12 protein-coding genes are annotated in these 16,661 nt (G+C 74.5%); 9 read left to right on the forward strand and 3 right to left on the reverse strand.

Translation table 11 applies throughout. From position 1 onward, the window contains the following. Nucleotides 1-110 precede the first annotated feature (110 nt). The 3 genes from J2S44_RS40015 to J2S44_RS40025 are packed head-to-tail and all read left to right on the forward strand — an operon-like array spanning nt 111 to nt 3,127. Nucleotides 111-584, forward strand: coding sequence for a DUF2243 domain-containing protein (locus J2S44_RS40015; RefSeq protein ID WP_310428385.1), 474 nt, complete (start codon nt 111-113; stop codon nt 582-584). Nucleotides 585-588: 4 nt separating this feature from the next. After that, nucleotides 589-1,494 (forward strand): cytochrome c oxidase assembly protein, encoded by a 906-nt coding sequence (locus J2S44_RS40020; RefSeq protein WP_310428387.1) that lies wholly within the window; start codon nt 589-591, stop codon nt 1,492-1,494. Nucleotides 1,495-1,519: 25 nt separating this feature from the next. Beyond that, the gene (locus tag J2S44_RS40025; protein WP_310428389.1) at nt 1,520-3,127 is read left to right on the forward strand and encodes a methyl-accepting chemotaxis protein; all 1,608 of its coding nucleotides are present in this window, start codon (nt 1,520-1,522) and stop codon (nt 3,125-3,127) included. Nucleotides 3,128-3,211: 84 nt separating this feature from the next. Here J2S44_RS40025 and J2S44_RS40030 read toward each other — a convergent pair whose 3' ends face one another. The 3 genes from J2S44_RS40030 to J2S44_RS40040 are packed head-to-tail and all read right to left on the reverse strand — an operon-like array spanning nt 3,212 to nt 8,177. Beyond that, the gene (locus tag J2S44_RS40030) at nt 3,212-4,885 is read right to left on the reverse strand and encodes an MFS transporter (RefSeq protein WP_310428390.1); all 1,674 of its coding nucleotides are present in this window, start codon (nt 4,883-4,885) and stop codon (nt 3,212-3,214) included. Continuing rightward, complete coding sequence (locus J2S44_RS40035; protein WP_310428392.1) at nt 4,882-6,411, reverse strand: hypothetical protein; 1,530 nt, start codon at nt 6,409-6,411, stop codon at nt 4,882-4,884. The genes J2S44_RS40030 and J2S44_RS40035 overlap by 4 nt, the downstream gene beginning before the upstream one ends. Then, the gene (locus J2S44_RS40040) at nt 6,408-8,177 is read right to left on the reverse strand and encodes a flavin-containing monooxygenase (RefSeq protein ID WP_310428394.1); all 1,770 of its coding nucleotides are present in this window, start codon (nt 8,175-8,177) and stop codon (nt 6,408-6,410) included. The genes J2S44_RS40035 and J2S44_RS40040 overlap by 4 nt, the downstream gene beginning before the upstream one ends. A gap of 281 nt (nt 8,178-8,458) precedes the next feature. On the opposite strand from J2S44_RS40040, the gene J2S44_RS40045 reads away from it, so the two are divergent. The 6 genes from J2S44_RS40045 (at nt 8,459) to J2S44_RS40070 (ending at nt 16,653) form a co-directional block, all read left to right on the forward strand. Continuing rightward, the gene (locus J2S44_RS40045) at nt 8,459-8,692 is read left to right on the forward strand and encodes a DUF418 domain-containing protein (RefSeq protein ID WP_310428396.1); all 234 of its coding nucleotides are present in this window, start codon (nt 8,459-8,461) and stop codon (nt 8,690-8,692) included. Between the two features lie 140 nt (nt 8,693-8,832). Then, nucleotides 8,833-10,458, forward strand: coding sequence for a S1 family peptidase (locus J2S44_RS40050; RefSeq protein WP_310428398.1), 1,626 nt, complete (start codon nt 8,833-8,835; stop codon nt 10,456-10,458). 2 nt (nt 10,459-10,460) lie between these two features. Continuing rightward, nucleotides 10,461-12,719, forward strand: coding sequence for a serine/threonine-protein kinase (locus J2S44_RS40055; protein ID WP_310428400.1), 2,259 nt, complete (start codon nt 10,461-10,463; stop codon nt 12,717-12,719). Nucleotides 12,720-12,734: 15 nt separating this feature from the next. Continuing rightward, nucleotides 12,735-14,171, forward strand: a complete 1,437-nt coding sequence (locus tag J2S44_RS40060) for a vWA domain-containing protein (RefSeq protein ID WP_310428402.1) — start codon at nt 12,735-12,737, stop codon at nt 14,169-14,171. Next, complete coding sequence (locus tag J2S44_RS40065) at nt 14,168-15,286, forward strand: GlnX family signal transduction membrane protein (RefSeq protein ID WP_310428404.1); 1,119 nt, start codon at nt 14,168-14,170, stop codon at nt 15,284-15,286. The genes J2S44_RS40060 and J2S44_RS40065 overlap by 4 nt, the downstream gene beginning before the upstream one ends. Beyond that, the gene (locus J2S44_RS40070) at nt 15,283-16,653 is read left to right on the forward strand and encodes an ABC transporter substrate-binding protein (protein ID WP_310428406.1); all 1,371 of its coding nucleotides are present in this window, start codon (nt 15,283-15,285) and stop codon (nt 16,651-16,653) included. Before J2S44_RS40065 ends, J2S44_RS40070 begins: the two co-directional genes overlap by 4 nt. Nucleotides 16,654-16,661 lie beyond the last annotated feature (8 nt).

The raw sequence follows: 16,661 nt of genomic DNA on the forward strand, positions 1-16,661 counted from the left end.
GCCGGGGTAGTCGTACCGCGCGCCGATTCGGTTCCCGGGCACACCGCACTCGTTTATCCACAGGGGAGAGGGGCATACCGACTCCTCCGCCCGCAGGAGGAGGTCTTCCCGTGCCCGCCACCGCCCGCACCGCCACCGCCCGGCCGACCGTGTCCGGCGGCCGCAACGTGCTCTCCGGGGCGCTGCTCGGCCTCGGCGTCGCCGCATTCGTCGACGAGGCGATATTTCACCAGGTGCTGCACTGGCACCACTTCTACGACAAATCCACGCCGGCGATCGGGCTGGTCTCCGACGGGCTGTTCCACGCCTTCAGCTGGTTCGCCACCGTCGCGGGCCTGTTCCTCTTCGCCGACCTGCGCCGGCGTGCCGCGGTCAGCCCACCGCGCTGGTGGGGCGGCCTGCTGATCGGTGCCGGCGGGTTCCAGCTCTACGACGGCACGCTGCAGCACAAGGTCATGCGACTGCACCAGATCCGCTACGACGTCGACCTCACCGCCTACGACTGGACGTGGAACGTCATCGCCGCCCTGCTCGTCCTCGCCGGTGCGGTGCTGCTCGTGCGCGCCCGCCGCCGGCCCGCCTGACGCCGTGCCGCCCGCGCACCCCGGTCCCGTACCGGCCTGGTTCTTCTCGGTGGTGCTGGCGGCCACCGCGCTGCTCTACCTGCTCGGCGTGGTGGCCGTGCGCCGCCGCGGCGGCTGGTGGCCGACCGGGCGGACCGCCTGCTGGGCCGCCGGGCACGTCGCCGCGGCCGCCGCGCTGCTCGGCCCGCCGGCCGGCGCCGCGCACCACGACTTCACCGCGCACATGGCCGGGCACCTGCTGCTGGGCATGATCACCCCGATGCTGCTGGTGCTCGCCGCGCCGGTGACGCTGGCCCTGCGGGCGCTGCCGCCCGCCCGCGCCCGGGCCCTGTCGCACCTGCTGGCCGGCCGTCCGCTGCGCACGCTCACGCATCCGGTCACCGCCGCGCTGCTCAACGGCGGCGGCCTGTGGGTGCTCTACACCACCGGCCTCTACCGGGCGATGGGTGAACACCCGTGGGTGCACGTCGCGGTGCACGCCCACGTCGTCGTCGCGGGCTACCTGTTCACCGCCGCGATCATCGGCGTCGACCCGGCGCCGCACCGGCCCGGGCCCCGGGTCCGGGCGGCCGCGCTGATCGCGTTCCTGGCCGCGCACGCGATCCTCGCCAAGCACCTCTACGGCCACCCGCCGGCCGGCGTGCTCGCCGGTGACGCCCGCGCCGGTGCGCAGCTGATGTACTACGGCGGGGACCTCGTCGACCTGGTGCTCATCGTCGAGTTCTGCCGGCAGTGGTACCGGGCGGCGGACCCGCGGCGCCGCGACCGGCCGGCGAGGCCACGCATCCCGCACCGGCGGCCACCCCGCGTGCCGTGGCGCCTGCCGCAGCCGGCCGGCACCGCGGACGACGCCGGTTCCGGCACGGAAACGCTCAGGTGGGCGGTGTCGCGTCCGATGGGGCCTCGGTAGTACGTACTCACCGAAGGGACCCGTCATGTCGGTCGGCACCACCGCACCGCGCTCGCGGAACTGGTTCGCGAACCTGCCGGTCAACACGAAGATCCTGTCGATCGTGGTGGCGATGGCGATCGCGGCCATGGCCATCGCCTACACCGGCTACAGCCGGTTGCAGGTGCTGGACCGGGAGAGCCGGTCGCTGTACACGGACAGCGTCGACCCGCTGGTCCAGCTGGCCGCGATCTACCAGCCGTTCCAGGGCATGCGCGGGCGGGTGCTGGAGTACGGCGTCGCCTCCACGGCGACCCGCGCCGACCTGAAGGAGGAGATCGCGGAACGGGAGTCGCGGGTCACCGACGGCGTCGCGAAGTACCTGCCGCACGCGGCCGACCCGGCGCAGATGAAGGCGTTCACCGACAACTTCGCGACGTTCCTGGACATCTCCCAGAACACGCTGATGCCGCTGGCCGACCGCGGCGACACGGCCGGCTTCGCCACCCAGTACCGCGCCACCCTCCTGCCGGTCATCTCGGCCGCCGCGGACGCGATGGACGCGGAGAACGCCGCCCAGGCCGAGCGGGCGAAGGCGCAGGCGGACAGCAACACGGCGGTGGCGAACGCGGCACAGCGACTGGTCGTCATCGTGCTGGTCGTCGGCCTGCTGATCGCGATCGCGCTGGCGCTCTACGTCGCCCGGCTCATCGTCCGGCCGCTGGCCCGGGTGGAGGCGTCGCTGGCCGCGATGGAACGCGGGGACCTCACGGTCGTCGCGGACGTGCCCGCCACCGACGAGGTCGGCCGGATGGCGCGCATGCTCACCCGGGCCCAGACCCAGTTGCGCGAGGTCATCGGCTCGGTCGGCGACGCGGCCCAGGGGCTCGCGGCCGCCGCGGAGGAGACCTCGACGATCGCGAACCGGATCGCCCGGAACGCCGACGAGGCCTCCAGCCAGGCCCGCCTGGTGTCGGCCGCGTCGGAGGAGGTCTCGCAGGGCGTGACCACGGTCGCGGCCGGCTCCGAGGAGATGGGCGCCGCGATCGGCGAGATCGCGCAGAGCGCGGGCGCGGCCGCGGAGGTGGCCGGGCAGGCGGTCGCGGTCGCGGAGTCGACGAACCAGACGATCGCCACGCTGGGCGAGTCGTCCCGGCAGATCGGTGACGTGATCAAGGTGATCACGTCGATCGCGGAGCAGACCAACCTGCTGGCGCTCAACGCCACCATCGAGGCCGCACGGGCCGGCGAGGCCGGCAAGGGCTTCGCGGTCGTCGCGACCGAGGTCAAGGACCTGGCGCAGGAGACCGCGCGGGCCACCGAGGACATCTCCCGCCGGGTCGAGGCGATCCAGAACGACAGCGGTCAGGCGGTGACCGCGATCCGGGAGATCGCGGAGGTGATCAGCCGGATCAACGACTACACCACCACGATCGCGTCCGCGGTCGAGGAGCAGTCCGCGACCACGGCCGAGATGAACCGCAACGTGGCCGAGGCGGCGAGCGCGACCGGCCAGATCAGCGCCAGCATCGACAGCGTCGCGGAGAACGCGCGGACCACGGCCGAGTCGGTCGCGGACGCGCAGCGCTCCGCCGCGGAGCTGTCCCGGATGTCCAACGACCTGCGCATGTCGGTGTCCCGGTTCGTCTACTGACCTCCCGGGGCAGCCCACCGCACCGGCACGGGTCCGGCGGTCCTGATGGACCGCCGGACCCGCCGCGCGGGGCGTGGTGGACGCTCAGCGGTCCGCCGCGTCCGCGGGCGCGGCACGGCTGCCGGCGGTCGTGCCGGTGAGACCGTCATCCGCGGACGCGGTCCGGCTTCCGGCCGTCGTGCCGGTCGGGCCGTCACCCGGGGGCGCGGCTCCGCTGCCGGCCGTCGTGCCGGACGGGCCGTCACCCGCGGACGCGGTCCGGCTCCCGGCCGTCGTGCCGGTCGGTGGGGCGCCGTCGGCTGCGTCCGCGGCCACCGTGGCCGTCGCGAGCGGGTCCGGCAGGTCCAGGCTGGTCCGCAGCGACACGGGCCGGAGCAGCACGGCCGCGACCACGCCGAGCAGCGCGACACCGGCCGAGATCGCGAACACGCGCCCGGTGGCGTCGCCGTAGGCGTCCGGCGCCGGCACCCCGGCCGCGGTGTCCGCGGCGACCTGCCGGGCCAGGACCGCGCCGAGCACGGTGACGCCGACGGTGCCGCCCAGCGACCGGAAGAACGACACGGTGGCGCTGGCGGCGCCGATGTCGGACAGCGGGACGGCGTTCTGCACGACCAGCACGAAGTTCTGCAGCGTCAGGCCGACGCCGGCGCCGACCAGCACCATGGCGACCCCGATCAGGACCGGCGACGTGCCCCGGTCGACCAGGCCCAGCATCGCGAACCCGGCGGCCAGCCCGATCGCGCCGGTGACCAGGAACGGCTTGATCCGGCCGGTACGGCTGACCAGGTTGCCGCCGACGACGGACGAGACCAGGATGCCGGCCATCATCGGGATGGTCAGCAGCCCGGCCTCGGTCGGCGAGTACCCGCGACCGACCTGGAAGTACTGGGTGAGGAACACCGCGGCGCCGAACATCGCGGTGCCGGCGGCGAGGCTGCCGAGGATGGCCAGCGCGGTGTCGCGCCGCCGCAGCACGCGCGGCGGCACGATCGGTTCGGCGGCCCGGGTCTCCACCCATGCGGCCAGGCCGAGCAGCACCAGCGCGCCACCGGCCAGGGCCGCGGTCGGCCAGGACAGCCAGCCGAACGCGTCGCCGACGAACGAGACCCAGATCAGCAGCGCGCTGACCCCGGCGGTGATCAGGGTCGCGCCCGCGTAGTCGATGCGGACGCCCGCCCGGCGCACCACCGGCAGCCGCACGGTCAGGTGCAGCAACACCATCGCGAGGACGGCGAACGGCACGCCGATGAGGAAGCACCAGCGCCAGCCGAGCCAGCCGGTGTCCACGATCAGCCCGCCGGCCAGCGGCCCGCCGATCGTGGACAGCGCGGTGACACTGCTCTGGTACCCGGCGTACCGGCCGCGTTCGCGGGGTGGGATCATCGCGCCGATCGCGATCTGGACCAGCGCCTGCAGCCCGCCGACGCCGACGCCCTGCACCGCGCGGGCCGCGATGAGCTGACCGGCGTCCTGGGCGAGCCCGGCCGCGAGCGACCCGGCGACGAAGACCGCGGCGGCGGCCTGGAGCAGCGACTTCTTGGCGTACAGGTCGGCGAGTTTGCCCCAGATCGGGGTGGCGGCGGTCGCGGCCAGCAGCGTCGCGGTGACCACCCAGGTGTACTGGGTGGGCGTGCCGTCCAGCTCGAGCAGCATCCTCGGCAGTGCGGTGGCCACGACGGTGCTGCTCAGCGTGGAGACGAACAGCGCGAGCAGCAGCGCGCCGAGCGCCCGGTGGAGCCGCCGCCGGTCGGTGCTCATGCCGGTTCCCCGGTCGCGGACAGGCGCAGGATCGCGCCCTCGCCGTCGGCCGCGAGATGCAGCGAGCCGTCCGTGGCCGCGGCGAGCCCGGCGAACGGCCGCGGCACACCGGGCAGGCCGTGCGCGACCAGTGCGGGCCGGTGCCGGTGCGGCGGTGCGGCCGCGGGCAGCGCCGTGGCGGTCAGGTCCCCGCCGGTGCGCGCGTCGGCCGAGACGAGCCGCCGCCGCCCGGTCTCGGCGACGAACACCCGGCCGGCGCTGACCGCGATGCCCTGCGGGGCGTCCAAACCCTCGAGCAGCGGCAGCGGTACGCCGTCGGCGAGCCGGACGACCGTGCCGCGCTCCTCGTCGGTGACGTAGCAGTGGCCGTCGTGCACCGCGACGCCGGCCGGCCGGCCCAGCCCGTCCGCGAGCACGGTCACGGTGTCGTCGGCGGCGATGGCGAGCACCCGGCCCGCGCCGGACTCGGCCACGACGAGCGCGCCGTCCGCCGCGACCGCTATCCCGAGCGGCTGGTCCAGGCCGCCGGCTCTCGCCCGTACCGTGCGGGATCGTCGGTCATAGGTGTTGACCTGCCCGTACTGTGAGGTCAGGTGCAGCAGGTCACCGTCGGCGGCGACGGCGTGCGCGAAGTGCAGCAGCTCCGTGGTGGCCACGTCCGTGTCCGGCTCCTGGGCGCGGGCCAGCCGGTAGTGGTCGGCGGCGTGCACGGTGCCGCCCAGGTCGATCGTTATCCCCCACGGGCCGGTGAGCCCGTGCGGTACGACCTCGCGGGTGCGTCCGTCCGGGTGCAGCTCGGTGACGCCGCCGCTGGCGAAGCTGGTGACGAAGACGCGGTTGTCGTCGTCGACCGCGGCGTTGTCCAGCCCGACGACGCCGCTGGTGATCAGCGACCGCGCGCCGCTGTCCGGGTCGATCCGGGTGACGACGCCGGCCGCGCCGCGGGACAGCACCAGCAGCGTGCCGGCCCGGTCGAAGCGGACCGCGACCGGCTCGTGCACGTCGGCCGCGACCAACTCCGGCTCGCCGCCGTCCGGGTCGATCCGGTACACCTCGCCGGTGATCATGTGCGGGTAGTACAGCCGGCCGTCCGGGCCGGTCTGCATGGCGTTGCCCATCGCCAGCCCGCCGGTCAGCACGACCGGTTCGGCGCCGGCGCGCAGCTCCAGCAGCCGGCCGTCCCGGATCATCTCGTTGACGAACAGCCGGTCACCGGCGAACGCTATCCCGTTGGGCAGCCGCACCCGGTCGGTGACCAGGCTGAACGTGCCGTCGGTGGCGCGCCGCCAGACCCGGCCGGGCACCAGGTCCACGACGTGCATCGCACCGTCCGGTGCGAAGGCGAGATCGTCCGGCGCCTCGACCGGGCCACCGGGCGGCACGATCACCTCGACGTCGCCGGTGGCCAGGTCGACGGCGCTGATCTGCCCGGCGAGGAACTGCGCCACGTAGAGCCGGCCGTCCGGGCCGAACGCGGCGCCGTTCGACCCGCGCAGCGGCGTGGGCCGGTTCAGCCGGCGGCTCACGCGCCGACCAGCACGTCGTCGTAGCCGCCCTCGGCACGCCAGCGGCGCAGCAGGTCGTGGAACGCGACCGGGCCGGGGCCGTAGGAGTTGTTCACCGGCCGGGGCCGGCCCTCGTTGTTGTAGTAACCGGGCGTGCACTCGGCCTGGAACGCGCGCGTGTCCGGCGCGACCTCGCGGATCGTGGCCACCCAGGCTTCCTCCGCCGCCGCGGCCGGCTCGATCCAGCGGGTGCCCCGCCGCCGCCCCTCGCCGATCACGGCGCCGATGTGGACCGCCTGCTGGTGCAGCAGGTGCACGAAGTTGACCGAGTTCGAGTTCTGCAGCGCGCCGAGGTGGAACAGGTTCGGGAAGCCGTGGCTGTAGAAGCCGTGCAGCGTGCGCGGGCCGCGGGCCCAGGTCTGCAGCAGCGGCACGCCGTCGCGGCCGTACACCGGCATGGTCCCGGAGACGACACCGGAGACCCCGGCCTCGAAGCCGGTGGCGAAGATGACGCAGTCGACCTCGTACTCGTCGTCGCCGACCACCACCGCGGTCTCGGTCATCCGGGTGATGCCGCCGGTGTCCGCGGTGTCGACCAGCGTGACGTTCGGCCGGTTGAACGTCGGCAGGTAGGTGTCGCTGAACCCGGGCCGCTTGCACATGTAGCGGTACCAGGGTTTGAGTTTCGCCGCGGTCGCCGGGTCGGTGACGATCTCGTCGACCCGGGCGCGGATCGCGTTCATCTTCGCGAAGTCGGCCAGCTCCAGCTCCTCGTCGCTCATCTCGGCCCGGGCACCGGTGAGGTACGTGGTCTGCAGGTGCCCGGTGGCGGTCCACCCGTCACCGACCAGGTCCACGTCGGTCCGGCCGCCGCTGATGATGGTGAGGAAGTTGTCCATCCGCTCGCGCTGCCAGCCCGGCTTCAGGCCGGCGGTCCAGTCCGGGGCGAGCGGCCGGTTGTCGCGCACGTCGATCGACGACGGGGTGCGCTGGAAGACGTAGAGGTGCTGGGCGTCCCGGCCGAGGTGCGGGATGACCTGGATGCCGGTGGCGCCGGTGCCGACCACGCCGACCCGCTTGCCGGCCAGCCGGTGCAGGTTGCCGTCCGCGTCGCCGCCGGTGTAGGCGTAGTCCCAGCGGCTGGTGTGGAACGTGTGCCCGCGGAACGACTCGATGCCGGGGATGCCGGGCAGCTTCGGCTGGGTCAGCGTGCCGCTGGACACGATGACGTACCGGGCGCGGAAGTCGTCGCCGCGGTCGGTGCGGACCTGCCACTCGGCCGCGGTCTCGTCCCAGCGCAGCTCCGTGACGCGGGTGTGGAACATGGTGTCCCGGTAGAGGCCGAAGTGCTCCGCGATCGCGACCGCGTGCCGGCGGATCTCGTCGCCGGGGGAGTAGCGCCAGGTCGGCACGGTGCCCACCTCCTCCAGCAGCGGCAGGTACACCGAGGACTCGACGTCGCAGTGGATGCCGGGGTAGCGGTTCCAGTACCAGGTGCCGCCGAAGTCGCCGGCCTCGTCGATCACCCGGATGTCCTCGAGGCCCGCCCGGCGCAGCTCCGCGCCGGTCAGCAGGCCGCCGAACCCGCCGCCGACGATCACGGCCTCGACCCGGTCGCGCACCGGGTCGCGCTCGGTCCGCGGGGTGTACGGGTCCGCGGCGTAGTAGCCGAACTCGCCGCGGGCGCCGCGGTACTGGGCGCTGCCGTCCGGGCGGATCCGGCGGTCACGCTCGTGCCGGTACTTCTCGCGCAGGGCGTCGGGGTCGAACTCCAGCTCAGCAGACATTCGCGGCCTTTCGCGTCGTTGGTCCGGTACGTCCAGCCAACCGAAGACCACCGCTTTAAGTCAACTGATTGAGTTTGAGTGTGGTCCGGGGCACGACGGCGCCGGGCGCCGCCGCCCGGCCGGTGTCGATGTGCTCCGATGTGGACGATCATGGCGCGACGCGGTGACCCGCCCGGGCGGGACCGTCAAGTCGGTCTGGCGGGCGCGGGCCGGCGCGGTGACCGAGCGGGCGGCCGCGGTACGGTTCGGGCAGCGGCCCGGAGCGCTGTCTGAGCGCGACCGTGCTCTTCCTGCTCGCCGGCCCGGCGCTCGGCATCGACAGCGCCGACGACCTGCCCGCCGTCGTCGGCGTCATCCTGCTCCAGGCCGGGTGGAGCGCGCTCTGGCTGCGGCACGCCCGGTGCGGCCCGGCCGAGTGGGCCTGGCGATGCCTCACCCGGTGGTGCCGGCGCCCGCTGCGCCGCGCCCCGGCCACGCCGGTGCCGAGCCGGCCGCACGCGGCCGTCGACGAGTGATCCGCGGCTCCGATGTGCCGATCACGGCGCCGGTACGGCATATTGCAAAGGTATATGTCCTATTCGATATGTCTTTAGTGCGACACCATTCTGAGGTGCGTGTTCCTGCGGTGGTTGCGCCCGCGGAATAGAGTCGCGACGTGCCCGCCGACGCGTTCTCACTGCCGCCGTGGGTGGTGCGTGTCTGCGACGGGGACGGCCTGACCGCCGGTGCCGGAATTCTGCTCTCCGATGATCTTGTATTGACCTGTGCGCATGTCGTCGATCCATTTCCGGTGCCCGGCCGGGTGCCGCCACCGGTGCGGGTGACCTTCGCCGATCTGCCGGTCGGTGACCTCGGGGTGCCGGCCGACGTGGCACCGCGCGGCTGGGTGCCGCGCGACGAGTGCACCGGCGGTGACCTGGCCCTGCTGCGGGCCGCGGAGCCCCGCCGGCGCGGCACGGCCAGGCTGCTCTCGGCGCCGCTGCCGGGCGCGGCGGAGCTGCTGGCGTACGGCTTTCCCGCCTCGATCGACTCGGGTGTCTGGGCGGCCGTGCGGCCGGTGGCGCGCGGTGGACCGTGCGGCGAGTGGGTGCAGCTGGAACCGGTCGGGCGAGGCGTTCCGGTGCAGCGCGGTTTCAGCGGCACCGGCGTCGTCGACCCGGCGACCGGGCGCGTGATCGGCATGGTGGTCAGCGAGTTCACGAATGCGGGCGTCGCGATCTCCTGGATGATCCCGGTCGACACGATCATCGGTTATCTGCCGATGATCCGCCGTTTCGCCGAGGGCCCGCCCGCGCTCGACGACAGTTTCCTCAGCATCGCGGTCTCGACCGGCGGCGCGGACGTGCTGCCCGGCCAGGCGGACGCGGGCGACCGCCTGGCCCGCTGGCTGGCCGAGGAGGACGACGCACCGGCGCTGCTGGTCGTCGTGGCCGGCGACACCGGGTCCGCCGCCTCGGTCGACGTGCACCGGGTGGTGCTCAACGCGGACCGGGCCGAGGCACCGGCGCTGCGGGCGGCCGGGATCGACGGGCCGGACGTGCCGCCGGGCAGCGTCGACCTGGCCGTGGACGCGGCCGGTCTCGGCGCCGACGAGCTGATCGAGCTGATCGCGCGCCGGGCCGGCGTGTCCCGGCTGGACCTGCACGACCCGGCCGGTGCCCCACCGATGACCGTCGTGGTGTCCGGGGTGGACGAGGCGCACGAGCCGGAGCGGCTGGTGCACGAGCTGCGGGACCTCATCGAGTCGCGGGAGGAACGGATCCGCGTCGTGCTGATCTTCCGGCGGAGCGGTTCGGTCGCCCATCACGCGGCGGAGCAGGCCGCCAGCGGTTACGAGTCGGTCCCGCCGGACCCGTGGCTGGACGCGCGCCTGGACGAGCTGGCGGCACGGGAGCGGGCGACGTGGGAGCGGTACCTGGACACGGCGCGCCGGATCGCGGGCGTGCCCCGCCCCGCTCGGGACGCGACCCGGCTGCGGGCGCAGGCCGCCCAGCGGACCCGGCACTCCTCCTTCCGGGAGGAGATCACCGCGGCGCTGTCCCGGGCGGCCGCGTCCGTGACCGCGTTCGACGCGCTGCTCGAGCGGCGGACCGAGTTGCGGCAGCTGCTCGGTGCCTACCGGGACCGGGCGATCCGGGCCGGTCACGCAGAGGACCGCGACCTCGACCGGCTGCACCGCGTCGCGTACGGACTGCTTCATCGGAACCCGTGCGATCTGCGCGCGGCGGAGACGGCGGTCCGCGAGTACGCGACCGCGATCCGGGGCAAGGGCGGACGGTAGCCATGGCGATGAGATGCAACCGGCCGGGCTGCACCGGCGAGATCGACGAGACCGGTTTCTGCGTGGAGTGCGACCACCGACCGCTCCCGGAGGCACCGCAGTCCGCACCGGCCGGCGGCTGCGGCGCGCCCGGCTGCGGCACCGCGGGCCGGCCGTGGTCGGTCAACGGCATCGTCACGATGCCGACCATGCCGTCCCGCGACCCGGCCAGCCGGATCATGATGCAGTCCACCGCCTTCGACGCGGTACGCCGCTGCGGCCGGGCCGGCTGCCAGGGCCGGCTCAACTCGGCCACCGGGTCCGGCGCGCCCCGGACCAAGGGCTTCTGCCCGGAGTGCGGCAAGCCGTTCACGCTGGAGCCGCGGCTGAAGCCGGGCGATCTGGTCGCCGGCCAGTACCGGATCGAGGGTCCGCTGGCCCGCTCCGGCTTCGGCTGGGTGTTCCTGGCCCGCGACGAGCACCTCGACAACCGGTACGTGGTGCTCAAGGGCCTGGTCAACACGAACGACGCGCGGGCCGCCGAGATGGCGGTCCGGGAGCGGCAGTACCTGACCCGGCTCGACCACCCGAACATCGTCCGGATCTACAACGCGGTCACCCACTACGACGCGGAGATGGACGAGCACCTCGGCTACATCGTGATGGACTACATCGACGGCGACTCGCTGCAGCAGGCGCGGGTGCCGGCACTGCGCGCCCGGGCCCGGTGCGGCCGGCGCGACGTCGACTGCGTGGCGATGCCGCTGGAGCACGTGCTCGGCTACGGCCTGCAGATCCTGTCCGCCCTGGCGTACCTGCACGACCAGGGCCTGGTCTACTGCGACCTGAAGCCGGACAACGTCATGCGCGGCACCGACCGGATCGTGCTGATCGACCTCGGCGGCGTCACCGAGGCACCGGGCCGCGGCGGCGCGTTCACGCCCCCGTTCGCGCCGCCGAGGGAGGAGCTGGCGAAGTACGGCGCCACCGTACGGTCGGACGTCTTCAGCCTCGGCAAGACCCTGGAGAACCTGCTGAGCGCCGGCGTCGACAAGTCACCGGAGCTGGAGCGCGCGGACCCGGGCGGGATATCGGTCGCGGCCGAGTCGTTCCGGCGGGCGATCCGGCGCGCCACCGCCGAGGACCGGGAGCGGCGGTTCGCGGACGCGGCCGAGTTCGCCGAGCAGCTCACCGGCGTGGTGCACGAGCTGAACGGGTTGCGGCAGGGCATCGAGTCGCGGTCGCCGTCGGCCCGGTTCGCGCCCACCTCCCGGCTGATCGACGCGGGCCTGGGATCGGTGCCGCCGCTGACCCGGTGGACCGCGCCCGGCGAGGCGGCCGGCGCGGAACGGCCACCGGAGCCGGCAGAGATCATGACGGGGCTGCCGTTGCCGCGGGTGGACCCCGCCGACCCGGCCGCGCCCTACCTGACCGGCGACGACCCGGCTCCCCGGGAACTGCTCGGCCTGCCCGCCGGCGACTCCGTCGAGCTGCTGTTGCGTGGCGCGCGCGCCCACCTCGAGCTGGGCGCCCCGGACGCGGCCCGCGCGTGCCTGGACCGCGCCGCGATCCTGCTGCCCGAGCCCGGCCACCGCTGGCGGCTCGGCTGGTACCGCGGCCTGGCCGCGCTCGCCGGGCGGCAGGTCAAGACCGCGCTGGGCGAGTTCACCGACGTGTGCGACATGCTGCCCGGCGAGGCGGAGCCGAAGCTCGCGATGGCGCTCTGTGCCGAGTGGCTGCAGCAGGTCGACCGGGCCGAGCGCCTCTACACCGCGGTGTGGCGGCGGGACCGGTCGATGGTCAGCGCCGCGTTCGGGCTCGCCCGGCTCCGCCTGGCCCGGCAGGACCGCGACGGCGCCGTGGCGGTCCTGGACGAGGTCCCGGCGATCTCCCTGCACCGCGACGCCGCCCGGATCGCGGCGGTCCGCGCGCTGGTCGAACCGGTCGCGGGCCGGGCCGCGCAACCCGGCGACGTGCTGCGCGCCGCCACGCTGACCCGCCCGGACCGGCTGCGTCTCGACGACGGCGAGCCGGACGGCAAGGCCCGGCAGCGGCTCACCGCGCTGGTCCGGCAGGTCGCGCTCGACATCGGCGTCACCGCGGCCGAGGCGGAACCGGCCGTGCTCGGCTCGCCCTGCACCCGGGACGGGCTGCGCCTGCTGCTCGAGCGATCGCTGCGCGACCTCGCCCGGCAGGCCGGCGGGCCGGACCAGTCGGACGCGCTCGTCGACCTGGCCAACCGCGTCCGGTCCCGCACGCTGCTCACCGGCTGGCGGCACTGATGAGAGGACCCGCACGTGAGTGATCCGTCCCTGTTCTCGCTCTCCATCGGGCAGAACACGTTCGTCCCGCTCGAGGCCGGCGACCTGTACGCGGTCCTGGCGGTCGAGTCGCACGCCGCCGCCGGCACCGGGGACCTGCCGGAGGCGGCCGAGGTGATCCTGGTCGACTCCTCCGGCTCGATGGAGCAGCCGCCGGCCAAGATGAGCGCGGCCCGGCACGCGGCCGCCGCCGCGGTCGACGCGCTCCGGGACGGCATGCGTTTCGCGGTGGTGGCTGGCAACGACGAGGCCCGGTCGATCTATCCGCGCGGTGGCACCGCGATCGCCGACGCGGCCACGCGGGCGGAGGCCAAGGCCGCGATCCGGCACATCATCCCGGGCGGCGGGACCGCGATGGGCACCTGGCTCGCGGCGGCGCGGACGCTGCTGGCACCGCACCACGCCGCGGTCCGGCACGCGATCCTGCTCACCGACGGGCGCAACGAGCACGAGAGCCGCGCCGCGCTGGACGCGGTGCTGGCGACCTGCCAGGGCACGTTCACCTGCGACGCGCGCGGGATCGGCGTGGACTGGAGCCCGGCCGAGCTGATCCGGATCGCGTCCGTGCTGGGCGGCACCGCCGAGGCGATCCGCGGTGAGCGGGAACTCGTCGAGGACTTCACCGCGCTGGCCGGCGGCACCGGCAGCAAGCGGGTGCCGCAGGCGCGGCTGCGGATCCGGACCGCCGCCGGTGTCTCGCTCGCCGAACTCAAGCAGGTCTTCCCGGTCAGCGCGGACCTCACCGAGCACCTGCGCCGGGTGGACGCGCGCACGGTCGAGGCCGCGCTCGGCGCGTGGGGCGTCGCGGAGATCCGGGAGTACTCGGTGCGGCTGACCATCGGCGACGCCGGGGAACTCGGCGAGGACTTCCGGGTCGGCACGGTCGAGGTGGTCACCGGGGCGGACGGCGTGCGCCAGGGCAGCCCGGAGCCGATCGTCGTGCACCGCACCGAGGACCCGGCGCTCTCCTCCGAGGTGAACCCCAGCCTGGGGTTCTACCAGATCCAGGCGGAGACCGGCCGGGCGATCCAGAACCTGGTCGAGCTGTGCCAGGCCGGCCGGTACGAGGAGGCGGAAGCCGCGTGGGCCGAGGCCGACAAGCTCGCGCGGCTCGGCGGCAACGACGAGGCGGTCCGGCGGCTCGCCCGGATCGTCGCGCCCACGCCCGACGGCCGGGTCGCGCTGCTGCGGCCTCCGCGCGCGTACGACCTGCTGGCACTGGAGGTCTTCCAGGTCCGGCCCGCGTCCGTGCCGCACCTGTCCGTGCAGTTCCCGGCGCCCGGCGAGCCGCGCCCGGCACCGGCGGCCCGCGTGGACGGGGACCGCACCTGCCCGTCGTGCGGCTACCGGCCCACGCCGGAGGACAGGTTCTGCGCCGACTGCGGCACCCCGCTGCCGGGCGTGGCCGCGTGACCGCCCCCGTGCCGGTGCGCTCCCGGGTGTTCCGGCGGCTGACCCGGCTGCTGTGGACCCTGGTGGCGGTGACCGTGCTCGCGGTCGTCGCCGCGGTCACCGCGCTGACCGTGGCGCACACCGACGCCGCCGCGATGCGGGACGGCACCGGTGCGGCGGTCCGTGGCGTGGCGGCCGCCCGCACCTCGCTGGTCGCGGCGCACACGGCCGCGCTGCAGAGCTTCGCCAGCGGCGCGGCCGCGATCACCGGGCCCGGCGTGACGTACCAGAACGAGATCGCGGTCGCCAGCCGGCAGCTCGGCGACGTGGCCGAGACCAGCTCGGGCGGCGAGGCGGTGCAGCTCGTGCAGGGCCTCGTCGTCACCTACATGGGAATGATCGAACAGGCGCACGCGTACGTGCACGCGGACGCGCGCAGCCCGCTCGCGGTCGCGTACCTGCAGTACGCCGGCAACCTGCTGCACGACGAGATCCTGATCCAGCTCGACGAGCTCGCGGTCGCGGAATGGGAACGGATGCAGGGCCTGACCACGGTCGAGCGCCTGGCGGACGACCCGATGCGGCCCGGCGAACCGGCCGGCGGCGTGGACCCGCGGTGGGTGGCCGTGCACGCGTTCTGGGTGCTGGCGGTCGGGCTGCTGCTCGGGCTGCTGGCGTACACCCAGGTGCTGATCTCCCACCGGTTCCGGCGGACGCTGAGCCTGCCGCTGCTGCTGGCCACCGCGCTGACCGTCGCGATCGGAGTGTCCGCCGGCCTGTCGCTGCCGGCCGGCGGCGACATCGACGACGCGCACCGGGAGCTCGCCACGCTGGTCGCCGGCCGGCACACCACCGACGACGCGACGCAGGGCGCCGGCTGCACCGCGATCACGGAGTTCAGCACCGCGCTCGCGGCCGGTGAGCCGCAGGTGAGCGGCTGCCCGGCGGCGGTGGCGGCGGACGCGCCGGACGCCGAGTCGCTCACCGCCGCCGCGAGCCGGGTGGAGACGGCCACGCACGAGGCGGAGCGGACCGGCAGCATCGCGCTCATCCTGTTGCTCGGCGCGCTCACGATTTTGCTGATCATGTCGGGGATGCGCCACCGGATCGAGGAATACAGGTATCGGCCACGATGAGAAGACATCCGCTCACCCGTACCCTCGCGGCACTGCTCGTCGGTGTGTCGGCCGTGCCGGCCGGCTGTGCCGCGCCGCGGGAGACCGACCGCGCCATCGTGGTGCTCGGGCCGTGGCTGGACAACGGCCCGCCGGGGCAGGACGACGAACGGGACCCGTTCCGGCGCGTCCTGGACCGGTACGAGGAGGACCACGACGTCACCATCAACTACGAGGGCACCCGGGCGATCGGGCAGGCACTGCGCTCGGCCGTGCAGAACGGCACGCCGCCGGACATCGTCATCATGCCGAACGTGGGCGACCTGGCCTACTACGCGCGTGAGGGCATCTCCGAACCGCTCGGCACCCCCGACGGCACGACCGCGCCCACGCTGCCGTCCGGTGGGCTGGCGATCGACAACCTGGCGCTCTGGCACCGTCCCACGGACGGCGGCACCGAGGCGTACGCGGTGATGCTCAAGACCGACCTGAAGAGCGCGTTCTGGTACCGGCCGGCCGACCTCGCCGGGCAGGACGTCCCGCGGACCTGGCCCGACCTGCTCGCGCTCACCGGCACGCTGGCCGGGACCGGGCGGGCGCCGCTCTGCCTCGGGATGAGCGCGCCGTCCGCCCCCGGCTGGCCCGGCACCGACTGGGTGGAGGACCTGCTGCTGCACCGGGCCGGGCCGGACGCGTACCAGCGCTGGGTGTCCGGCGAACTGCCGTGGGCGACCGGTGAGGTGGCCGCGGCCTGGAACGCCTGGGCCGACCTGCTGCGCAGCCGGCCGGTGGCGGCCGCCCAGCCCCGCCAGGCGCTGCTCACCAGCTTCGGTGACGCCGGCGACGCGCTGATGCGCGGTGAGTGCGGGCTGTTCCATCAGGGATCGTTCATCGCCGGCACCTACGACCGGTTCCCGGTCGGCGACGGCACCGCCGAACCCGGAGCCGACTACGCGTTCTTCCCGACGCCGGCGGCCGGGGCCGGCCCCACCGAGGACGCCAGCGAGGTCAGTGCCGACTTCGCCGCGCTGCTCACCGACCACCCCGCGGCCGCGGCGCTGCTGCGCCACCTGCACGGGTCGGAGGCGCGCGACACGTGGGTCGCGGAGAGCAACGGCGCGATCTTCGGACCGGACGTCGACCCCGCGCACGACCGGTACGACATGGTCGGCCGCGCCGTCGCCACCGAACTGCGCGACGGCGGCCGGCTCTGCCTCGACGCGTCCGACGCCATGCCCGCGGCGCTGTCCAGCGCGTTCCACCAGGCGGTCCTGGAGCAGGTCGCGGACCCGGACCGGGACTCCGGCCCGCTGCTGCGCGAACTCGACACGCTGTCCGCCACCGACGCCGTAGCCGCCGACCGGCTGCGCCTCACCTGCACCGACTGAGAGGACCG

This window comes from Catenuloplanes niger (assembly GCF_031458255.1).
Lineage (GTDB): Bacteria > Actinomycetota > Actinomycetes > Mycobacteriales > Micromonosporaceae > Catenuloplanes > Catenuloplanes niger.

Bases quoted from the DNA above. Each gene is read 5' to 3' on its own strand.
- J2S44_RS40025 (WP_310428389.1), top strand. From the start codon at position 1,520: ATGTCGGTCGGCACCACCGCACCGCGCTCGCGGAACTGGTTCGCGAAC.
- J2S44_RS40030 (WP_310428390.1), bottom strand. From the start codon at position 4,885: ATGAGCACCGACCGGCGGCGGCTCCACCGGGCGCTCGGCGCGCTGCTG.
- J2S44_RS40040 (WP_310428394.1), bottom strand. From the start codon at position 8,177: ATGTCTGCTGAGCTGGAGTTCGACCCCGACGCCCTGCGCGAGAAGTAC.
- J2S44_RS40055 (WP_310428400.1), top strand. From the start codon at position 10,461: ATGGCGATGAGATGCAACCGGCCGGGCTGCACCGGCGAGATCGACGAG.
- J2S44_RS40070 (WP_310428406.1), top strand. From the start codon at position 15,283: ATGAGAAGACATCCGCTCACCCGTACCCTCGCGGCACTGCTCGTCGGT.